This is a genomic window from Flavobacterium polysaccharolyticum (assembly GCF_038739875.1).
Classification (GTDB): domain Bacteria; phylum Bacteroidota; class Bacteroidia; order Flavobacteriales; family Flavobacteriaceae; genus Flavobacterium; species Flavobacterium polysaccharolyticum.
Genome location: NZ_JBCGDP010000001.1, coordinates 242398 through 264196, shown reverse-complemented (window position 1 = coordinate 264196; position 21799 = coordinate 242398). Strand labels below are relative to the sequence as shown.

17 protein-coding genes are annotated in these 21799 nt (G+C 35.1%); 12 read left to right on the top strand and 5 right to left on the bottom strand.

All coding sequences use genetic code 11. The features are described 5' to 3' along the window. Nucleotides 1-31: 31 nt before the first annotated feature. The 7 genes from map (at nt 32) to pruA (ending at nt 8644) form a co-directional block, all read left to right on the top strand. Entirely contained in the window at nt 32-850 is an 819-nt protein-coding gene (gene map, locus WFZ86_RS01175) for a type I methionyl aminopeptidase (protein ID WP_342690345.1), read from the top strand. A gap of 72 nt (nt 851-922) precedes the next feature. Next, entirely contained in the window at nt 923-1336 is a 414-nt protein-coding gene (locus WFZ86_RS01170; protein ID WP_342690238.1) for a GxxExxY protein, read from the top strand. Between the two features lie 48 nt (nt 1337-1384). Further along, nucleotides 1385-2149 carry a class I SAM-dependent methyltransferase gene (locus WFZ86_RS01165; RefSeq protein WP_298298504.1) on the top strand — a complete coding sequence of 255 codons (765 nt, stop codon included), beginning with the start codon at nt 1385-1387 and terminating at the stop codon, nt 2147-2149. A gap of 83 nt (nt 2150-2232) precedes the next feature. Beyond that, nucleotides 2233-5139, top strand: a complete 2907-nt coding sequence (locus WFZ86_RS01160) for a DEAD/DEAH box helicase (protein WP_342690237.1) — start codon at nt 2233-2235, stop codon at nt 5137-5139. A gap of 54 nt (nt 5140-5193) precedes the next feature. Then, complete coding sequence (locus WFZ86_RS01155; protein ID WP_342690236.1) at nt 5194-6441, top strand: type IX secretion system plug protein; 1248 nt, start codon at nt 5194-5196, stop codon at nt 6439-6441. A gap of 67 nt (nt 6442-6508) precedes the next feature. Beyond that, entirely contained in the window at nt 6509-6895 is a 387-nt protein-coding gene (apaG, locus tag WFZ86_RS01150) for a Co2+/Mg2+ efflux protein ApaG (RefSeq protein ID WP_159690530.1), read from the top strand. Between the two features lie 120 nt (nt 6896-7015). Next, entirely contained in the window at nt 7016-8644 is a 1629-nt protein-coding gene (pruA, locus tag WFZ86_RS01145; protein ID WP_342690235.1) for an L-glutamate gamma-semialdehyde dehydrogenase, read from the top strand. A gap of 77 nt (nt 8645-8721) precedes the next feature. Here the strand turns inward: pruA and WFZ86_RS01140 are convergent, their stop codons facing one another. The 5 genes from WFZ86_RS01140 to rsmG form a co-directional block, all read right to left on the bottom strand. Next, nucleotides 8722-10464 (bottom strand): CocE/NonD family hydrolase, encoded by a 1743-nt coding sequence (locus WFZ86_RS01140; protein ID WP_342690234.1) that lies wholly within the window; start codon nt 10462-10464, stop codon nt 8722-8724. A gap of 174 nt (nt 10465-10638) precedes the next feature. After that, the gene (locus tag WFZ86_RS01135) at nt 10639-11361 is read right to left on the bottom strand and encodes a LytR/AlgR family response regulator transcription factor (protein ID WP_342690233.1); all 723 of its coding nucleotides are present in this window, start codon (nt 11359-11361) and stop codon (nt 10639-10641) included. Then, on the bottom strand, nt 11358-12419 hold the full coding sequence (locus WFZ86_RS01130) for a sensor histidine kinase (RefSeq protein ID WP_342690232.1): 1062 nt from the start codon (nt 12417-12419) through the stop codon (nt 11358-11360). Before WFZ86_RS01130 ends, WFZ86_RS01135 begins: the two co-directional genes overlap by 4 nt. Nucleotides 12420-12856: 437 nt before the next feature. After that, the gene (locus WFZ86_RS01125; protein WP_425402848.1) at nt 12857-13690 is read right to left on the bottom strand and encodes a M48 family metalloprotease; all 834 of its coding nucleotides are present in this window, start codon (nt 13688-13690) and stop codon (nt 12857-12859) included. A 278-nt stretch (nt 13691-13968) separates the two neighbouring features. Further along, complete coding sequence (rsmG, locus tag WFZ86_RS01120; RefSeq protein ID WP_315141585.1) at nt 13969-14598, bottom strand: 16S rRNA (guanine(527)-N(7))-methyltransferase RsmG; 630 nt, start codon at nt 14596-14598, stop codon at nt 13969-13971. Nucleotides 14599-14707: 109 nt separating this feature from the next. On the opposite strand from rsmG, the gene WFZ86_RS01115 reads away from it, so the two are divergent. From WFZ86_RS01115 to purT, 5 genes are all read left to right on the top strand, one after another. Continuing rightward, nucleotides 14708-15802 (top strand): fatty acid desaturase family protein, encoded by a 1095-nt coding sequence (locus WFZ86_RS01115; RefSeq protein ID WP_342690230.1) that lies wholly within the window; start codon nt 14708-14710, stop codon nt 15800-15802. 50 nt (nt 15803-15852) lie between these two features. Further along, the gene (locus WFZ86_RS01110) at nt 15853-17040 is read left to right on the top strand and encodes a pyridoxal phosphate-dependent aminotransferase (protein WP_342690229.1); all 1188 of its coding nucleotides are present in this window, start codon (nt 15853-15855) and stop codon (nt 17038-17040) included. A gap of 256 nt (nt 17041-17296) precedes the next feature. Further along, entirely contained in the window at nt 17297-19171 is a 1875-nt protein-coding gene (locus tag WFZ86_RS01105) for a peptidase U32 family protein (protein WP_342690228.1), read from the top strand. 183 nt (nt 19172-19354) lie between these two features. Beyond that, on the top strand, nt 19355-20080 hold the full coding sequence (locus WFZ86_RS01100; RefSeq protein WP_342690227.1) for a phytanoyl-CoA dioxygenase family protein: 726 nt from the start codon (nt 19355-19357) through the stop codon (nt 20078-20080). Between the two features lie 525 nt (nt 20081-20605). After that, nucleotides 20606-21784 (top strand): formate-dependent phosphoribosylglycinamide formyltransferase, encoded by a 1179-nt coding sequence (gene purT, locus WFZ86_RS01095; RefSeq protein ID WP_342690344.1) that lies wholly within the window; start codon nt 20606-20608, stop codon nt 21782-21784. Nucleotides 21785-21799: the final 15 nt, after the last annotated feature.

Below are 21799 nucleotides of genomic sequence, written 5' to 3'. Positions count from 1 at the left end.
CGTACTTTTGCCCACTGAAAATTTAGCTGCTATGATTATTGTAAAATCAAGAGAAGAAATTGAATTGATGCGCGAAAGTGCCTTGATTGTTTCCAAAACGTTAGGAATGATTGCCTCCGAGATTAAAGAAGGAGTGACTACTTTATATTTAGACAAATTGGCCGAAGCATTCATTCGCGACCACGGTGCAGTACCCAGTTTCTTGGGATTGTACGGTTTCCCGAATTCGTTGTGTATGAGCCCAAACTCTCAGGTCGTACACGGTATCCCGAACAATAAACCGCTAGAAAGTGGAGATGTGATTTCAGTGGATTGTGGGGCTTTCAAAAATGGATTTCACGGGGATCATGCGTACTCGTTTGAGATTGGCGAAGTGGCACCTGAAACGAAAAAACTGTTACAAGTTACCAAAGAATCGTTGTATGTTGGAATTCGTGAATTCCGATTAGGAAATCGCGTGGAAGATGTTGGAAATGCGATTCAGAAATATACCGAAGCTCACGGTTATGGTGTGGTTCGTGAATTAGTAGGTCACGGTGTAGGACAGAAAATGCACGAAGATCCCGAAATGCCTAACTATGGCAAGAGAGGTCGCGGTAAACTTTTTGTAGAAGGTATGGTGGTGGCTATCGAACCGATGATCAATATGGGAACCAAAAACATCAAACAACACAAAGACGGCTGGACAATCACTACTGCCGATGGAAAACCAAGTGCTCACTTTGAACACGATGTGGCCATCATTGACGGAAAACCTGAAATTTTATCGACTTTCAAATACATTTACAAAGCATTAGGCATACAAAGCGACGAAGAAGAGGAATTTAGAAAGGTGCCTTTGGTGGTATAGATAGAAATTTCACGAAGATCCACAAAGAAATCGCAGAGATACACAAAATTTCTATCCAAATCTGGTAATAAAATGCAAGAAGAGCCATCTAAAATTTCACCTGATTTAGAATCACTTTCTTATAAAATAATAGGGCTTGCTATTGAAGTTCATAGACAATTAGGCCCCGGCCTTTTAGAGTCTGCTTACCAACAATGTTTATTTTATGAAATAAAAAAAGCAGGTTTTAAAGTTGAAAAAGAGGTAATGTTACCAATTATCTATAAAGAAATAAAAATTGATCATGGATATAGAATTGATTTATTAATCGAAGACAAATTAGTCGTGGAATTAAAAACTGTAGAAAGTTTTACATCAGTTCATTTTGCTCAGACTCTAACCTACTTAAAATTAGGACAATATCCACTGGGATTGCTAATCAATTATAATTCAAAGATTTTAAAAAATAATATAAAACGATTCATAAATACCGCTAGAGATTTTTAAAACTTTGCGAATCTCTGCGGTTTCTTTGTGAATCTCCGTGTAACAACTATGAAAAGACTTTTCAAAACCGTACTCAATACCATTCCTCGTCCATTATTAATTCGTTTGAGTTATGTGGCGCGACCAATCATTGCTTTTACCTTAAAAGGTGACAAATTTACGGACCCAATTGATGGCAAAAGCTTTAAATCGATGTTGCCTTACGGATACGAAACGCAGCGCAATAACGTGCTTTCGCCTAGCACGCTTTCGCTAGAAAGACACCGCTTGTTGTGGTTGTACCTCAACGAACAAACGGACTTTTTTACAGCGCCCAAAAAGGTCTTGCATTTTGCTCCTGAACAAGCTTTTTACAAATTGTTTCGCAAACAAAAAAACTTGGACTACACCACTACCGATTTGTTTTCGCCTTTGGCAGATGTAAAAGCAGACATTTGTAATCTCCCTTTTGAAGACAATCAATACGATGTGATTTTGTGCAACCACGTTTTGGAGCACATCCCAGACGATACCAAAGCGATGCAGGAATTGTACCGCGTGTTGAAACCGGGTGGAATGGCTATTTTACAGATTCCACAGGACTTAAATCGTGAAGTGACGTTTGCGGATGACTCGATTACCGACCAAAAAGAACGAGCGAAAATATTTGGACAATACGACCACGTGCGCATTTATGGCCGTGATTATTTTGACAAATTAAGAAGCATTGGTTTTACCGTAATTGAAGAGGATTATACCCGAAAAATTGCGCCTGAACTGGTAGAAAAATACTGTTTGGCCAAAGGCGAAATTATCCCAGTTTGTTTTAAATAAACTTTGACGAATCAGCACAAATGTCACGAATTGTTTTCGTATAATTTGAGTTAGTTTACCATCAATCAATCATTAGTAACCTTTTGGAACCCGAAAATCATTTTCAGTTTTGCTTTGATCTTAGTTTTGAAGCTAAACTCAATTACTATATCCCTACTGCCTATGTGGTTGGGCATACGGATACCATCACGTATTTAGAGAAAAAAGCAAGTCCTGATGTTCTCCAAAGTATGGGAATAATAATTCAAAATTTAGATATAAATACTCAAAAATTACTTTCGATTTGCAAGCAGCTTCAGCCCGAAGCGATTTTCAATAAATACCGAACCAAAAGCAAATCGGCTAAAAAAATTGAAGATTTACTGAAAGATGAAAAACTAAAATGGGGTATTGAACAGTTTATAAAAACAAGCTTAGCTCAATTTTATACTTTAGTAAAAGAGAACGATTTCCCGTTTTCGCTGAACTTGGGGAAAGATAAAGATTTTCGCATCAGCCGTATCGCTACTCAAAATCCATCCTTAACAACCAAACTGCATTTTGACAAACACGACAACGGGATTTCGTACACCCTACTGCTCCAAGATGCTGATACTAGGTTTTATCCCTCGAATACTAAAATTACACTTTTATTAGACGATCCCGCTTGGGTTGTTGCACATCATAAACTGTATCAACTAAAGGAGATCAATTCGAAAAAAGTCACTCCTTTTTTGACCAAAAAAGTGGTGGAAATTCCCTCGAAATTAGTGCCCGATTATTTTGAAAAGTTCATCAAAGATATTGCTAAAAAAGTAGACATCACTGCCACTGGATTTGAAGTCATTACTCGCGAAACCATACAAAATTGTACACTACAGCTAGTTCATGATTTTTTCAAAAACTGCTATTTTATTGGGCTTTTATTTGATTATGATGGATACATATTTGACAGCACTAAACCCAAAAACACACACTCAGAAATTGATCTAAAGGATTTAAACAACATCCAATTGGTACAATACAAACGAACGGAAGCTGAAATTGCTTATACCGAAACGTTATTGGATTTAGGTTTGAATAAAAACGATAATAATTTATTTGAGCTTAAGCAAAATGTAACGAATCTAGATCCGTATGCTAATATTCAGTGGGCTATCGAAAATAAAGAGAAACTAGCATCCTTAGGTTTTTCTTTAGAAAATTTAAAAATAGACGGAAAGAAAATCGATAGCAATGCCGTAACGATTGCATTCTCCAATACCATTCAAAACGACTGGTTTGACATCAAAATGATTGTGATTTGTGATGATTTTGAATTTAATTTCAGCGAGTTAATTCCGAATATCAAAAACAAAAATCGTCTGTTTGCTTTGCCCAACGGAAATTACTTTTTGATTCCGTCAGAATGGATGACTCGCTACAGTGCGATGGCAAAATTGGCTAAAATCAAAAATGGAAATCTTGCGGTGCTCAAAAGCAATTTTGCGGTTTTTGAAGACATCCCACAATTGAAACAAGCCTTGCACGTGAAGGAATCTATTCAATACCAACCTTCGCCTTTGGTTAAAGCCACGTTGCGACCGTATCAAATAGAAGGCGTACAATGGCTTTTGGAACATTACAACAACGGCTTAGGCGCTTGCTTAGCCGATGATATGGGATTGGGAAAAACATTGCAAACCTTATCCACACTGGTCTCAGTTCAAGAAAAACTAGAGGTTGAAAAAGCCGAAAACATACAACTCGATTTGTTTGGCAACGAAATCCCCCTAGCCAAAGAATACTTAAAAGCTTTGATTGTGCTTCCCTCCTCTTTGGTGTTCAACTGGTATAACGAAGCTAGAAAATTTACGCCGCATTTTCGAAGAATTCAGTATGTAGGACAAGACCGAAAACTACTGTCTAAAAAATTAGAAAAATACGACTTGATCTTTACCAGCTATGCCGTAGTGGCGAGAGATCTTTCAATTTTAGAAAAATACCAATTTCGCTATTTGATTTTGGACGAAAGTCAATACATCAAAAACAAAAATTCGAAAATTTTCAAAGCGATTAATCAACTGCAAACCACTCATAAAATCTCGTTGAGCGGAACGCCTATAGAAAATTCTTTAGACGATTTGTGGTCGCAAATGCAATTTATCAATCCAAATATCTTGGGGAGTTATGCTTTTTTTGCCGAGCATTACAAATTCCCGATTGAGAAAAAACAAGACGAAAACAGTCTCGCAGAACTCAAAACCTTAGTCAGTCCCTTTATTTTAAGACGTACCAAAGAGCAAGTTTTAAAAGACTTACCAGAACTCTCGGAGCAAGTTTTCTATTGCGAGATGGAACCCGAACAAGAGAAATTATACGAAGAAGAAAAGTCGAAAGCGAGAAATGCACTTTTAAAAACCGATGGTTCTGGCATTGACAAAATCAATATTATCAATACTTTGATGCGTTTGAGACAATTGAGCAATCACCCAAAAATGGTCGATGCCTCCTCTGAAATGGATTCTGGAAAATATATGGCAGTGACGCGATATTTAGAAACCTTGGTGCAGTCCAATCAAAAAACGATAGTCTTCAGTTCGTTTGTATCGAATTTGGAATTTTATAAAAAATGGAGCCTCGAGAACAAAATTGATTTTTGCGAACTCACTGGTGCTACCCCACAAAAAGAACGGGCTTATCAAGTTCAGAAATTCCAAGAACAAGAGCGCTCAAAATTGTTTTTCATTTCCTTAAAAGCGGGTGGCGTGGGACTCAATATTACCAAAGCTTCTTATGTTTTGTTTCTGGATCCTTGGTGGAATCCCTTTGCCGAAAAGCAAGGTATCGGTCGTGCCCATCGCATTGGACAATTGAACAAAGTAAATGTGGTCCGATTCATTACTAAAAACACAGTGGAGGAAAAAATCATTCGTTTGCAGGAAAACAAAAAACTACTTTCGGATGCGTTGCTTGATGAACAGCACATCAGCCCAGAACTTGAAGAAAATTTAGATTTTATTTTAACCTAAAAAAACATTTCAATAAATACTTATCTTTACTAGAAAATCATTTATAAAATTGAAATGAAAAAAATTTCTGTTATACTACTTTTTTTATTTTGTTCGTTGGCGGACGCCCAAGCTCTTCAAGAAATAATACCTCCTTACAACATTAAGACAGTTTCCTTTATGGACAATGGTCAAAATGTAATTCCGGTTTTTAAATTAGGGGAATCTTTTGAGCTTAACTTTGATGATTTATTTGGGAATGAAGCCAATTATTACTACGAAATCATTCATTGTGACTACAATTGGGTACCTTCGGATATTCCAAAACAAGAATACTTAAAAGGCCTTGATAACCAAAGAATTATTGATTATTCGAATTCTTTCAACTGTCTTCAACTTTATTCGCATTATCAACTTAGTATTCCGAATCAATTTACACAACTGGCTTTGAGTGGCAACTACATGATCAGAATATTGAATGAAGACAGAGACGTTGCTTTTTCTAGAAAGTTTATCATCTACGAAGACCTTGCCTCAGTTCGATTACAAATCAAAAGAGGTAGAAATTTAAGCACCATCGAAAGCAAACAAAACCTAGATTTCTCGATAACGTCTAAGAGCCTTACTTTTCAAAATCCACTGCAAAATGTCAAAGTTTTGTTGCTACAAAATCGTCAATTTAACACGGGTATCAAAAACATTCCTCCGCAATACACCATTGGTAACGAATTAATTTACAGATACGATACCGAAACTCAGTTTTGGGCAGGAAATGAATTTCGTTTTTTTGACAATAAAGAAATCAGAAATGCCGCCAATAATGTCTCCAAAATTAGTTCCAGTGGTGGTATTTATAACGGTTATTTATTTACAGACGAAGCCAGAGCAAACTTTCCTTATAGCTTTACACTAGATGCTAATGGAAATTTTGTGGTTCGAAACTTGAACGCCACCAATCAAAAAATCGAAGCCGATTATGCGTGGATTTATTTTAGTTTATCTGCTCCAAGCTTTAGAACAGACAAAGACATTTACATCACTGGAATGTTTAACAATTATGCGCTTACTCCCGAAAACAAAATGGAGTACAATGAGAAAAAAAATCTTTACGAAAAAGCCATACTCATCAAGCAAGGTTTTGCAAATTATCAATATGTTGTTGCCGATGCTAAAGGGAATTTAGATCCTGAAAACAGTATAGATGGTAATTTTTATCAAACGGAAAATGAATATGAAGTCATCGTATATTACAGAGAAAACACACAAAGATATGACCGCGTAATTGGCTTTGTAGCATTGAATTCGGTTAGTATTACCAACTAAATAAAAAAATATTTTTCAATACATTTTTTTGTAATTTTGTCATTATTAAGCACCTACTTTTCACAATATGGTTTCACAAATAACAAGAGGCATAAAAATATCGGTTTTGACTAGTTTTGAAGGGACTTATTTCAAAAACTACAAAATACATTTTGCCTTTAGTTACCAAATAACAATTGAAAATCACAGCAAAGATTCTGTTCAACTTACCTCACGCCACTGGGAAATCTATGATTCCCTCAATTACAATGAAGTAGTAGATGGTGAAGGAGTAATAGGTAAAAAACCCGTTTTGAAACCAGGAGAACAACACACCTATAGCTCTGGTTGCTTATTATCCTCGCCTTATGGTGCTATGAAAGGATATTTCAATATGATTAATTTTACTACCACTAAAAATTTCAAAGTTTTTGTGCCTAATTTTAGATTATGCGCATCATTTGCTTTGAATTAATTTGACTTTTATTCTTTGTTTTAGAGAAAAATTTTCATTTTAACTTTGTACTTTTGCATCAAATTATCGGCAATAGCCGAATCATCATTATTTTCTGTTCAATTATTTAATATAAAAAATATGCTAAAAGGATTTTTTAACGTACCCAAAGCGGTTAACGAGCCTGTAAAAGGTTACGCCCCTAACTCCCCAGAAAAAGCAGCAGTTCTTGCAGCATACAAAACCATGTGGAATTCAAAAATTGACGTTCCTTTATACATTGGTAGCGAAGAAATCAAAACGGGTAATACTAGAAATATGACCGCACCACACGATCACCAGCATGTGGTAGGGACGTATCATTTAGCCGAAAAATCGCATATTGAAAAAGCCATTGCTAGCGCTCTAGAAGCCAGAACAGCATGGGCAAATATGGCATGGGAACAACGTGCAGCTATTTTCTTGAAAGCTGCCGAATTGATTGCTGGACCATACAGAGCCAAAATCAATGCTGCAACCATGATTGCGCAATCTAAAAATATTCACCAAGCCGAAATTGATGCGTCTTGCGAGCTAATCGACTTTTTACGTTTCAACGTAGAGTTCATGACTCAAATCTATGCTGATCAACCTAAATCGACTTCTGATATGTGGAACCGATTAGAATACCGTCCGTTAGAAGGATTTGTATACGCGATCACCCCATTCAACTTTACTGCTATCGCTGCCAATCTTCCTGCAAGTGCTGCTATGATGGGTAACGTGGTAATTTGGAAACCAAGTGATAGCCAAGTATTCTCTGCAAAAATCATCATCGATGTGTTCAAAGAAGCAGGAGTTCCTGATGGCGTAATCAATGTAGTTTTTGGAGATGCATTAATGGTTACCGATACTGTTCTAGCAAGTCGCGATTTCGCAGGTGTTCACTTTACAGGCTCAACACATGTATTCAAAGACATTTGGGCAAAAATTGGAACCAACATCCACCATTACAAAACCTACCCAAGAATTGTAGGAGAAACTGGTGGTAAAGATTTCGTGGTAGCTCATCCAAGTGCTAATATAAAACAAGTAGCAACAGGAATTGTTCGTGGCGCTTTCGAGTTCCAAGGACAAAAATGTTCTGCTGCTTCAAGAGCCTATGTGCCTCAAAGTATGTGGCCAGCTTTAAAAGAACAATTGATTACAGATACCAAATCAATGAAAATGGGTTCTCCAGAAGATTTCGGAAACTTCATTACTGCAGTAATTCACGAAGGATCATTTGACAAATTAGCTAGCTATATTGATCAAGCTAAAAAAGATACTGATGCTGAAATTATTGTTGGTGGAAATTATGACAAATCAGTCGGGTATTTTATCGAACCTACCATTATCGTAACCAGTAATCCAAAGTACACCACTATGGAAACTGAATTATTCGGTCCTGTAATCACAATCTATGTTTACGAAGATGCAAATTGGGCTGAAACCTTAAAATTAGTTGACACCACTTCTGAGTACGCTTTAACAGGAGCTATATTCAGCCAAGATCGTTACGCCATCGAAGAAGCAACCGTAGCTTTACAAAATGCAGCCGGTAATTTCTACATCAATGACAAACCAACAGGCGCTGTAGTAGGTATGCAACCGTTTGGTGGAGCAAGAGCTTCGGGAACCAACGACAAAGCGGGTTCTGCCTTGAACTTATTGCGTTGGGTTTCTCCAAGAACTATCAAAGAAACTTTTGTAACGCCAGAAGATTACAGATATCCATTTTTAGGAGAATAATCTAATTTTAGATTGTATAAAAAGCCACAAATTTCAAATGAAATTTGTGGCTTTTGTTTTTTATAAATTTTAAATTGTTATTTCCAAATCGGAATCTTTACATAACTATCATTATACCATTTTACTTTTAACGGCACCTTGGCATCTTCAATAGTTTCATCACTTACCTCTTTTCCTGTTCCATAATTTAGTTGAGAAAACGGATTCTTATTGACATTGATAGCTACAAGCAAACGACTGCCTTTACTCAACTGTTTACTGACCAAATGTGTATTCGAAAAAGGAATAGATTCTATTTCATTTGGTTTCAACAAACTTCTTTTTGTAATGTCTTTGGCATAACTGGCACGACCAATAAAATAAGACAAATGAAAATAATCTCCATTTGGCATTACTTCATATAAAGTAACACCAATATCCATATCTTTTTTATTGACACTTACTTTTATTTCTCCCAAAAATGAACCATTAACTAACGTCGGCTCTTTCAAGGGCTCACTTATAAAAAAAAATCCATTAGTTGTATCGATTTCTTTTCTGATGATAGGATTAGGGTAGTAATCATTATTTTGCGTTGCTCTATCTGCAAAATCAACTTCCTGATACAGAAAATTTTGTTGAACTGGCTTTATGGCATTTAGAGCGTGAAAATCCCCTGATTTACTATCGGTCAAATACAACTTCAAGAAACTGTTGGCCATTTTATCAATAGATGAGGCCGTTCGCCACTCATTTACCCCCATTACCTGGTAGTTGATCTTGTCTTTCAGTATTTCCGGTTTTGCTCCATTCTTTAAAATATAATCAAACCATTGATAGGTAATTTTATTGGTGTTAATCAATGCATTCGAATCCACTTTATAGTCGTTCAATACAGCTTCACCTCCCCTTTGGGCACCAAAATGACCATAGGGACCAATAATTAGATAATGATTCGCTTTAGGAACATATTTATAATGCTCCCTAACATAATATAAACCTGAGTTCTGGGAGTCATTATAATAGCCGTCAATGGATAAAACAGGGATTTTTATTTGTGTAAATTCTTTTCTGTACGGTGCCATTTTCTGCCAATACTCGTCAAATGAAGGATGACTTATCCATCGCTGAAAGAGTCTGTTGGGACTGCCGTCTATGCTGTCCAGTTTTTTATAGGCTACACCTGTTTCCCACCATTTGTTTTGCATTTTTCTAAAACGTTGCCTGTCATTCCCTGCAACGGTGTCTAAATACTTGTTGTTTCCGACATAAAATGACCATTCGTAATTGGGATTTACAGAAACGTTATTTTCCATTGGCAGTCCCATTCCAGGTCTATTGGCGACATACGGCACAATGGTTTTAAGTGCAGGATGCATTTTTTTGCAAGCCGCCCATTGTGTAAATCCGTTATAGCTACCACCAAACATGCCTATGCTTCCGTTGCACCATTCTTGTTTACTTATCCAGTCTATGACATCATAAGCATCATTCCCTTCATTTTCATAAGGAAATATTTCACTTGAACTAAATCTCTTACCCCTTGTATAGGCTATAACTCCCACATAATCCTTATCTGCTGCTTCTTTTAATGTTTTAATATCTCTGCCTTTGTCCCTAACATAAATAGTATATTGAAGAATGACAGGCTTTGGAGAAGTGACTCCTTTTTTTCGTACTACTATTGCCGATATAAATGCACCGTCTCGGGTCTTAATCATTACACTATCCTGAATGTTATAAGTACTTTTTAAATCTTCTATTTTGGAAGTGTTTGTCTGTTGTGAGAACGTATTTGTAAGTATTAAAATAAGAAATACAAAATTGAAAATCGGTTTCATTGAATAGTTTATTTAAGTAGTTTTATTTAATTCTTTTTATGGCTTGAAAACAATGTTTATTTTTTCGAATCTATAACACCTGTAGTAAGGCAAGTTTCACTAAGTCTAAAAACAGTGTAGATTATATAGTTTTACGTTTCTGTATAAACATTAAAAAATTCACCATTCATTCATTTATTTAATCCCATTGAGATTTTTGAATTTAACTGATTGCCGATTTGAAACTTCTAATAGCTCTCCAGTTTTTAGTTTCACTTCCAATCTGCCTCCGATTGTTTTATTTACTTCTCGGATATATCTAATATTTACAATTTCGGTTCTGTTTATTCTAAAAAAAACACTTTCATCGAGCATCTCCTCCCATTGACGGAGAGAACGCCTTTGCAAGGCTTTTTTATCTTGAAAAAAAAGTCTAGTGTAGTTTTCGAGTGATTCAATTAAATAAATTTCATCCAATTGGATAAAAAATCGTTTCTCCCCATCTTTAATGAAAATTTTTCGGCTAGTTACCTCAGAATCATTTAAATATGACTTAAGACTTATAGCAGTTCTTATTTTTTCAATTGCTCTTGCAAATCGTTCTTCTCTTATGGGTTTCATCAGGTAGTCTAAAGCATTTACTTCAAATGCCTGCAAGGCATATTGGTTATAGGCAGTTGTAAATATTACTGCTGGCACATTATCTAAGGACTCCAATAAATCAAAACCGGATTTTTCGGGCATTTGAATATCCAAAAAAATTAAATCAGGGATTTTTGTTTTAATCAAATTATTGGCATCATCTACATTTTCGGCCTCACCTATAAAAACAAAGTCTTTATACATATTTAAAGCCCTTTTTAGTTCTTCCCTTGCTGAACGTTCATCATCTACAATTATTACTTCTATTTTTCTCATTCGACTGGAAGTAAAATAGTTGTCATAACAGTTTCGTCTTTCATCTCTGTAATTTCAAGAGAAGCATTTCCATTGAATTGTAGAGATAGTCTTTCTCTTAGGTTAGTTAACCCAATACCTGTATCTGTAATCTCTCTACTTAGTTTACCTGAATTTTGAACACTAATTTTTATAAAATGGCTTACTATCTCAACTTTTATCTTAATAAATCCGCCATTCTTTCTTTTTTCAATCCCGTGTTTTATTGCATTCTCAACCAGCGACTGAATGCTCAAAGGCAAAATTAAATGTTTTGATAAGTCGGTATTTATTTCAATTTTTATTTGTAAACGATCCTCAAATCGTATTTTTTCTAGCTCAAGATAATCTTTAACAAGGTTAATTTCGTCATTTAAGGATACTAATCTCCCAATATTACTGTTTAAGGAATTCCTTAGCAACTCAGACAATAAATCAATTGCTCTCCTAGCTGAATCCGGGTTTTCTAATACCAAAAATTTTATATTATTCAGCGAGTTAAAAAAGAAATGCGGATTAAGCTGTGCGCTCAGGTTATTAAGTTGTGCCTCTTTTATTATAATCGACAATCGAGCATTTTCCTTTACAGTTTCTATTTCAAGTCTTGAATAATGATAAAGGTGGTACGCCAATACCCAAATTGACATTAATCTTGTACCAGTGATAAAAACCTGTAAGTGTGTAGATTTAAAAAACTCTAAAAACGAAACGGGGTTGCTTCTTAAAATAAACGAACGTACCAGATAAAGTTTACCAACAATAAAAAACATATACAATAAGGAAAGAACTAAAACACTAAGTACAATTTTTTGAACTAACATTTTCAGATTTAATTTATTCCACCCATTTTTTAAAGCAAAATTTCTGTAAATATGTGTAAGTGTAATACCAATCGACACATCTAGTATTAAATCTGCCATGCCTATTTTCCAAATAAAATTACCGCTAAAAAAAGCAGAACATCCCCAATACAAAGAAGTGGTAATCCATCCTATGAATTGAATTTTCCAATACGTCGATATTCTTGTAATTATTTTCAATTCAAAAGTTATTAGTGCTGTAGTAAAGGTATTCCTCTAATACAGATTGAGCAAATAAAAATACATGAACGGAAAATAAAAGTGGATGAGTGTCATCTTTAACTAATCATGCTACTTCGATGCACAAAAAAGTCAAGTCGATAATTGGTACATCAACGACAAAGCAGGTTCTACCTTGAATTTATTGCGTTGGGTTTCTCCAAGAACTATCAAAGAAACTTTTGTAACGCCAGAAGATTACAGATATCCATTTTTAGGAGAATAAGCACACTAGCTACTTACAAAAAACCTCATAATAAATAAATATTATGAGGTTTTTTTTTGGAAACATAAAATAAGCAAAAGCTCATTACACTTTAACCGTTTTACTACTATGATTAACAAATAGTCATATTAAATTATTACAAGTTCAATTTTACAAAAAAACTAATAATTGCTTATTTTTTCTTCTTTTTTACTACTGTCTTTGTTTTTGATGCCTCAGACTTCTTAACATAAGGCTTATACAAACCGTCTTTTTCTGCTCGCATTTTAGCATTCTCTGCTCTTTCTTTGGCGTCTGGATGTGAGCTGGTGATTCTGCTTAAAAAAGAAGCATCAGCACCTTCACTCAATTTAGCCAAAATAGTAAAAGCGGATTCAACAGCATTTACATTGTATCCGTTTCTCTTCATAAAATCATAGGAATACAAATCTGCTTCAGATTCTTGCATTCTTGAATGTTTACTGTCTATAATTAAATTACCTATTTTACCTAAGTCACTACTCGTTAATGCCGCAATTTTATCAGACTGAGAAGATACTGCATCAATAAGTGCCTCTTTCTTATAGGCTGCCTTAACAGCATCTTGAGAATCATTATTGACAACATGACCAATTTCATGACCAATAACCGCCAAAACCTCGTTATCATCCATAACATCCATCAATCCTTGATAAACACGAACACTACCGTCTGCACAAGCAAAAGCATTAACCTCTTTAACCTTGTAAACTTTATAATTTAATTTAATCCCATTTTCAGTTGTATGCTTACTAAATATTTTTTTTAATCTTACGGTATATTTATCTTTAGAATCCGCTACTGGATTTTCCTTATCCATCTGATCAACAGCAGCTTTAGCCAGAGCTACCGCCTCTTCATTACTAAAACTAAATCCTTTAACAACTTTACCTACTGAACCTATAATTTTGTCATTGATTTTTTGAGCATTCGAACTCATTGAAAACATGAACAAAACTACAACAACTGAAATTACTCTGTTTTTTATCATAATTATTTTAATTTTTAAATACACTCAATAAATTATTTGCAAAAGTAACGAAATGTAAATACAAAATATGTAATGAGAAATCAAGTCAAACCATTTTACAATTAAAGTTTCAAAAAAAATAGCCAAATTTTTAGAAAATGTATTAATTCTAAACACACCAACTTAACCTCCCCCACTCAAACCGAGAAGAACAAAAATACTGAAAAACAAGCATTTAACACAATTAAGATAGTGATTAATTTTACACAAAAACCGTAAACTGCTATAAAAACTATTTACACCACAAACTTCAAAGGCAAGTGCACCACTTTTTTAGTTTCGAAAAATTCATCTTCAAAAATGTCGGCCAAATTATATTCTGTTGCTTTCGGAAAATCCTTTAACTCCTCGGTCAAATCACCCCCTTTTAAATACAAAATACCATTTTTCAATTCATGTTTGTGCTGCTTTTTGATCTTAGTTTTTACCCAAGAAACGAAATCTGGCATATTGGTCACCGCACGACTCACAATAAAATCAAAATCACCTTTTACATTTTCGGCACGAATTTGCTCAGCTTTTACATTCTTTAATTCCAAAGCTTCAGCAACCGCTTTGACCACTTTTATTTTTTTGGCAATAACATCAATCAAATAAAAGCGCGTTTCTGGAAACAAAATAGCCAAAGGTATTCCAGGAAAACCACCTCCAGTACCCACATCTAAAACATAAGTTCCAGGTTCAAACTTGTTTATTTTGGCAATTCCTAGCGAATGCAAAACGTGTTTAGTGTACAAAGCATCTATATCTTTTCTAGAAATAACATTTATTTTTTCATTCCAATCGTGGTACAAAAAATCCAACTTTGCAAACTGCTCTTTCTGCACATCCGTTAGATTAGGAAAATACTTTAGAATTTCATCCATGGCATTAAATTTTTAACAAAAGTACTTATTTTGGAGCGGAAATTTTTAACTCAATAATGTATATTCAAAAATTTATAATAGTTACATTTGCAATTATTTAAAAATTCCTATGAATACTACTGCACCTACTTTTTCAAAGCAAGATAATTTAAAATTTTTCAGAACACTTAACTCTCGGGTTAACAGTTACTTCAAAGAAAACAATATACAAAAAACTGGAAACTGGAAATTACATTTAAAAACAATCATCTTATTTACTGTTTTTTTAGCTCCTTATTTTATTATTCTTACGCTTGACCTTCCGTTTTGGGCTTATTTATTGCTCACAATCGTTATCGGAATTGGAATGGCCGGAGTAGGAATGAACGTAATGCACGACGGAAACCACGGTTCATATTCTACTAAAAGTTGGGTCAACAAATTTATGGGAGGATCTATTTACATCCTAGCTGGAAATGTATACAACTGGCAAGTGCAACACAATGTTTTACATCACACTTACACTAACATTCCTGGACACGACGAAGACCTAGACGCGGGAAGAATTATTCGTTTTACGAAAGAAGCCAAATGGCAAAAATTCCACCGTTTTCAACACTACTATTCTATCTTTTTGTATGGTTTATTAACCTTCAATTGGGCCATCACTACCGATTTCAAACAAATGAAAAGTTATTTGAAACGCAAATTATCGTATGGTGAACCTAAAAGCCCAAAAATCCTTTGGACAACTTTAATCATTACCAAAATGATTTATGTATCTATTTGGATTGTTTTACCTATCGTAATTGGCATCACTTGGTGGAAAGTATTGATTGGCTTTTTTGTAATGCATTATACTGCAGGACTTATTCTAAGTGTTGTTTTCCAACTAGCTCACGTGGTGGAAGAAACAACCAATCCTCTACCAAATGAAAATGGAGAAATCGAAAACACTTGGGCTATACACCAGTTGTTTACTACAACCAATTTTGCTCCAAAAAATGCCATTGTAAATTGGTATACAGGAGGATTAAACCACCAAATCGAACATCACATTTTCCCAAACATCAGTCATATTCACTACGGAAAAATTGCGAAAATTGTAAAAGAAACCGCTCAAGAATGCAACCTTCCATACTATGAATACAAAACGATGCGTAGTGCTGTAATTGCACATTTCAAACATTTAAGAGAATTGGGAATGAAACCAGAATTAGCCTAAACTTACTACAGCTAAATCCAACACGAACTAATTACTATTTACTATATAAAATGAATCCACTTTCAGACAGAATTAACAACCTTGCCACTTCGCAAACTTTAGCGATGGCAGCATTAGCAAGAGAATTAAAAGCACAAGGAAAAGATATTATCAGCTTGAGTTTGGGAGAACCAGACTTTAACACGCCTGACTTTATTAAAGAAGCCGCTAAAAAAGCGATAGATGACAACTACAGTACCTATTCTCCAGTTGATGGTTATCAAGATTTAAAAGAAGCCATTTGTAGAAAATTCAAAAGAGACAATAACTTAGAATACAAACCTTCTCAAATTGTAGTTTCTACAGGTGCAAAACAATCGTTATACAACATTGCTCAAGTAATGTTAAACGATGGTGACGAAGTTATTTTACCAGCACCTTACTGGGTTTCTTATTACGAGATTGTAAAATTATCAGGTGGTGTTCCTGTAGAAGTTCCTACTTCTGTAGAAACCGATTTCAAAATCACACCAGAACAATTAGAAGCAGCCATCACTCCTAAAACAAAAATGATGTGGTTCTCCTCACCTTGTAACCCATCAGGTTCTGTGTACAACAGAGAAGAATTGACTGCCATAGCTAAAGTTTTAGAAAAATATCCAAATATTTATGTGGTAGCGGATGAAATCTACGAGCACATTAATTTCTCTGGAACTTTTTGTAGTATTGGATCTATTCCAGGTATGTTAGAAAAAACCATTACGGTAAACGGTGTTGCAAAAGCATTTGCTATGACAGGTTACAGAATTGGATATATTGGAGCACCAGAATTTATTGCAAAAGCCTGTACAAAAATTCAAGGACAAGTAACTTCGGGAGCTAACTCTGTAGCACAAAGAGCTACTATTACCGCTGTTGATGCAGACCCAAGTGTATTGAACCATATGGTTCAGGCTTTCCACAGCCGTAGAGATTTAGTGGTTGGACTTTTAAAAGAAATCCCTGGCATCAAAATCAACGTTCCTGAAGGCGCTTTTTATGTGTTCCCTGACGTTTCTTCTTTCTTCGGAAAAACATTAAAAGGAACCGAAATTAAAGATGCTAACGACGTTTCTATGTACCTTTTGGCAGAAGCTTGTGTGGCTACTGTAACCGGTGACGCTTTTGGAAATCCTAATTGCATTCGTTTCTCTTACGCTACCAGCGAAGCTTTATTAACCGAAGCTTTAAAAAGAATCAAAGACGCTTTGGCTGGATAAACCAAAGTTCTATTTTTATAGTAAAAGCCTCAAGAATATATCCTTGAGGCTTTTTTTTGGCGTATAGCAAAAGCACATTCCCTCTTATCAAAAAAAGGATATCCTTTCGCAAGAAGGAATTAGACTAAAAAGATAATTTCCCTCTCACAACTACAGCTACTACTAAAAAGTATTCAATAAATTAGAAATCTAAAATAATTTATTAGACCTTTGCAGACTTTTTTTCGCGAACACTCGAAAAGCTAAAGTTGTAATAATGAAGAAGAAAATAGAAATACTAGCGCCCGCCAAAGATTTAATTCACGGTATGGCAGCTATCAATGCAGGTGCCGATGCCGTTTATATTGGCGCTCCTCAGTTTGGTGCCCGTTCTAATGCTCATAATTCTCTTGAAGATGTAGCTGCTTTAGTGCAATATGCCCATTTGTATTATGCTCAAGTTTTTGTGGTTATCAATACGATTTTGTACGACAACGAATTGGAAACCTGTCGCCAAATGATTTGGGAATTGTATGAAATTGGCGTTGATGCCTTAATCGTACAAGATATGGCCATTATGGAAATGGACTTACCTCCTATCGTTTTACATGCAAGTACACAAGCCAACAACCGTGACCCACACAAAATTAAATTCTTAAAAGATGCGGGAATGAAACGTGTGGTTTTGGCTCGTGAATTGAATTTACACCAAATCAAAGAAATCGCTGAAACATCAGATGTTGAACTAGAATTTTTCGTAACTGGAGCACTTTGTGTGTCGTTCAGCGGAAACTGTTATATGAGTGTGGCCAATGGAGAACGTTCTGCCAATCGTGGTTCGTGTGCCCAAAACTGTCGTTTACCCTACAATCTCATCGATGGCAATGGCGAGACTTTAATCAAAAACAGTCACTTGCTTTCGATTAAAGATTTTGATGTTTCGGACCAAATTCCAAATTTAGTGGAAGCTGGGATTTGCTCTTTCAAAATCGAAGGTCGTTTGAAAGACATCGTGTATGTAAAAAATAACGTTTCGTATTTACGTCAAAAATTAGATGCTTTCTTAGAAGGAGATGGCTATGACAAATACACCAAAGCTTCTTCTGGTACGTGCACTTATACTTTTGATTCCGCTTTGAACAAAACCTTCAACCGTGGATATACCGATTATTTTGTCAACGAAAGACATCAGTCCATTGGTTCTTGGGAAAGTCCAAAATCGAAAGGACAATACATTGGCAAACTCGTTAAAACCATTGGAAATGCCTACGAAATCGAAAACGGCGAATTCCTAAACAACGGAGATGGACTTTGCTTCATCAACGAAAACAACGAAGCCGACGGCATTTATGTGAACAAAGTTGAAAACGGCTTGGCTTATCCAAATGTGTTGAAAGAAATCAAACCAGGAACCTTCATTTATCGTAATAACGATGCGGCTTTCATCAAAGTCGTGGAACGCGAAGACAGTGCCGTTCGAAAAATCAGTACAACTTTATTGCTGACCGAAAACGAAAACGGATTTGAATTAATCGCTACAGACGAAGATGGAAATGTAAGTACGGTTCAATTGGCGCATCCAAAAGAAAGAACCAAGAACAACGAATCCATCGAAGCCACTTTCAAAACGAATTTGGCCAAAACAGGATTCACACCTTACAAAGCAGACGAAATCAATATTTTATTTTCAGAAAATTGGTTCTTACCTATTTCCAAAATCAACGAGATGAGAAGAACCGTTTACGAACAACTGTCTGAAATTCGATTGAAAAATTACCATCGCGAAGAACATCAATTAGTAAAAACAGATCATCCTTTCCCTGAAACCAAGCTGGATTTTATGTACAATGTTTCGAACAAACTAGCACGTAAATTCTACGAACGTCACGGCGTTACCGAAATTGAAAAAGCCTTTGAACTACAATGGGATCCTGGAAAATCACGTGTAATGACTACCAAATATTGCATCAAATATGAGTTGGAACGTTGTCCAAAATACCATCGAGAAAATATGGACAAAAAAGTAAAAGAACCTTTGGTATTAAAACAAGGTGAATTGGAATACAAACTCAAATTCAATTGCAAGCCCTGTGAAATGGAGATTTGGGAAAAAGACGCTGAATTCGAAATTGAAGAAGATCACTTTCATTAGAATACAAAACCGATGCTTTATTGAAAAAAGGCATCGGTTTTTTTATTAAATTTGCTTCGCCTGTTCGACTTTTTAGGGTCGGGTGGGCGTGACCACAAGGGTCGGGCTATCCGCTATATCTCTTGGGGCGAACCCCGCCCCAAGAGGATGCCGCTTCTATCCCTCACGCAAAAAAAACTTGTAATGAATTACTCAAACAAAATAAATTCTGAAGGTTTTGAGATTATTGACAATGTTTATTCAGATTTTGAAATAAACCAAATAATTTCATTTATAGACCAAAAAACATCACAAGAACAATCCATTTCAACCTTTAGAAAATCTAAAGAATTATTTGCAATTCGACAATTTCATAAAGAAATTCCCAAAGTACTACCACACATCTTCAATCAAAACTTGATCAACATAATACATGCTACTTTTGGTAAAGATTATTTTATAACAAAATCTATATACTTTGATAAACCAGAAAAGTCAAATTGGTTTGTAGCTTATCATCAAGATCTAACTATTTCAGTTGACAAAAAAATTGAAGTTGATAATTTCGAAAATTGGACTTTAAAACAAAATCAATATGCGGTTCAACCTCCAAAAGACATTCTAGAAAAAAATTTCACCATTAGAATTCATTTAGATAAAACCACCAAAGAGAATGGAGCATTAAAAGTTCTAAACAAATCACACAAAAATGGCATCGTAAGAGTTGAAAATATAGAATTTAAAAACGAAACAGAAACGATCTGCGAAGTTGAAAAAGGCGGAATAATGATCATGAAACCTTTACTTTTTCACGCATCAAATAAAACAACTAATAACGAAAGACGCAGGGTAATTCATATTGAGTTCAGTAATAAAAAATTACCAAACGAACTAGAATGGAGCGAAAAGATAAATCTGCTTAATCTGTAAAATCAACTAGTGAATAGTTCCTGTTTTTATACCTTTACTGTCTTAAAAAAAATTAAATGAAAACTAAAAACAAGATAACAAAATATGCAATTATTGGTGGATTTGTAACTTGTTCTATTTTTCCAATTTTAGTGTTTTCGAAAAGTATTTTTTGTGAATTATTAAAATTAATTGCAGATTTTGGTCAAAATGGAAATGTCTTTTTTTGGGGAGTTCTTTTTCCGTTATTTATAATTTATTTATTTTGGAATTCAAGTAAAAAAATTAATCCACCAATAAACAAAACTGAAAAATATGAATTTAGCTTTCAGTTTTCAAGTAAAATAAGTTTAAAAATAATTATTGCGCTCTTTTCAATTTATATTATTGGGATTTTTATAAATGGGATATCATACACTGTAGAATCACAGTTTTTTTATACAATTCTATTTTCATTAATTATGATTATTATAACCGCTATACTATTAATTACTCTAACTATTTTTAGTAGTTTACTAATTATCAAATTGAGTAATAACTCTCAAAATTCAATTTAAAAAAATGAAAATACTACTCCTCGGCTCTGGCGAATTAGGAAAAGAATTTGTAATCGCTGCACAACGCATTGGGCAAACTGTAATTGCAGTAGACAGTTATGAAAATGCCCCTGCTATGCAAGTAGCGCACGGTTTTGAAGTCATCAATATGCTCGATGGCGAGGCATTAGACCGCATCGTTGCCAAACATCAACCCGATTTTATCGTTCCCGAAATAGAAGCAATTCGCACCGAACGTTTTTATGATTACGAAAAACAAGGTATTACCGTAGTACCATCCGCAAAAGCAGCCAACTTTACGATGAACCGTAAAGCCATTCGTGATTTGGCCGCCAAAGAGCTAGGGCTAAAGACTGCCAACTATCGTTACGCCACCACCGCCGAAGAATTAACAAAAGCGGTAGCCGAAGTTGGTATCCCTTGTGTGGTAAAACCTTTAATGTCTTCGTCTGGAAAAGGACAATCCACCATCAAAACTTCCGATGATATTTTAAAAGCCTGGCAATACGCCGTTGAAGGTTCTCGTGGTGATGTAGTTGAAGTAATTGTAGAAGCTTTTGTCAAATTCAATTCAGAAATTACTTTATTGACCGTCACGCAAAATAATAATCCTACGCTTTTTTGTGCCCCAATTGGTCACCGACAAGAACGTGGTGATTATCAAGAAAGCTGGCAACCTGCTTTGATATCCGACAAAGATTTATACGAAGCCCAAGATATGGCCGAAAAAGTAACCGAAGCTTTGGGAGGCGCAGGACTTTTTGGAGTCGAATTTTTCTTGGCAGATGATGGTGTTTATTTCTCAGAATTATCTCCAAGACCTCACGATACTGGAATGGTAACTTTGGCAGGAACACAAAATTTTAACGAATTCGAATTGCATTTGCGTGCCATTTTGAGTTTGCCTATTTTTGAAATTACACTAGAAAAAGCAGGAGCTAGTGCCGTTATTTTAGCATCTGAAAACTCTGAAAATCCAAGTTTTACAGGAATAGAAAAAATTGCTGCTTTACCCAAAACTGATTTTAGAATCTTTGGCAAACCCACTTCAAGACCTTACCGACGCATGGGAGTAGCTTTAGTAAATGATAGTCTTGAAACATCAATTAATGTAGTAGTTGAAAAAGCCAAAAGTGCTGCGGCACTTGTTACAATACACTATGAATAGCATTGATAGCGGTCA